The sequence below is a fragment of the Pseudomonas sp. P5_A12 genome (genome assembly GCF_056400685.1).
This window is the reverse complement of the sequence record NZ_JBFUKU010000587.1, coordinates 1-1,139: the sequence shown is the minus strand read 5'-3', so window position 1 is coordinate 1,139 and position 1,139 is coordinate 1. Positions and strand designations below refer to the sequence as shown.

General features: G+C 55.4%; 1 protein-coding gene and 1 pseudogene. One reads left to right on the top strand and one right to left on the bottom strand.

Translation table 11 applies throughout. The annotated features are described in order from the left end of the window. Positions 1 to 30 precede the first annotated feature (30 nt). Positions 31 to 909, bottom strand: coding sequence for a LysR family transcriptional regulator (locus tag AC1DSG_RS31285; protein WP_477794311.1), 879 nt, complete (start codon positions 907 to 909; stop codon positions 31 to 33). Between the two features lie 99 nt (positions 910 to 1,008). Between AC1DSG_RS31285 and AC1DSG_RS31280 the strand changes: the two are divergent. After that, a pseudogene (locus AC1DSG_RS31280) lies at positions 1,009 to 1,139 on the top strand (mandelate racemase); the annotation flags it as partial.

Genomic DNA, 1,139 nt, shown 5'->3' with positions numbered 1-1,139 from the left:
GGCCCGAGAGGGCCTTTTTTGGATGCGTTATCAGTCACTACCCACCCTGGCCCAGAATTCTTCGGCAGATGGACTGAGTGGCGCTGCAGGACGGGTTAGGTGAATTTCCAGAGGGATATCCCAGCTTTCGTCGAGTGCTCTGACTAGGCGCCCATCAATTATTTCTTGCTCGGTGAGGCTCTTGGGCAACCACGCCACACCTTTGCTTTCCAGGGCCATAGACATCAGCACCGCCGCGAGGTGGCTGCTGAAAAGTGGTTTTAGGTGAAGGTAATCTTCCTTTCCATGCAGTCGGTGAGCGACGATCCGCCCCAGTCCGGACTCGTGGGTGTAAGCGAGGTAAGGCAATGCCGCTGGGGAGGTGCCGAAGTTGGCGGAAGCACTGGCCAGAGGAACGAGAACGTCCTCGCCAACCTTCTTGCCAATGAACTGATCAGGGGCCAGTAATGGTGGAACGTCGGGGTGGCGGTGGCAGAGCAGAAACTGAACCTGGCCATGTATCAGCATCTGCTCACAGACAGCCATGCTATCTGAGTGCAGTTGCACAGCCTCGATTGGAGCACCGTTTTCTGTGCTACGAAGCCACCGTGGAAAAAATGTAAACGACAGGGAGTGAGTTGCAGCGAAGTGCAGGGATTTAGCAGCCATTCCCGCCACCTCCTGAGCTTCGTTGCGCATCCTGTACAAGCGCCTGGCAGCCTCCTGAGCACTTGGCAAAATTTGCCTCCCAGCTTCAGTTAGAGTCGCCCCTTGAGGGGTGCGAACGAACAACTGTACGCCCATCCAATTCTCTAGAGAGCGGACTCTGCGACTGAATGCCGGCTGAGTAACGTGCCGCGCTTCCGCCGCGCGAACAAAGCTGCCGTACTCCGCAAGGGCTGAAAAATCTTCGAGCCAAACGAGTTCCAAGGGCCATGCCTCCTGTGCATAGGGTGCGGCATTAATAGCATTGGGCGGGTGTCATCGCAAAGCATAACGTGGGGTCACCAACAACAAGAGGAACCCGTCATGCGTATCGTAGACATCCGTGAAAAAACTGTTTCCATTGCCTCCCCAATTGCTAACGCCTACATCGATTTTTCCAAAATGACCTGCTCGGTCGTCGCAGTCGTCACGGATGTTATTCGCGATGGTAAACC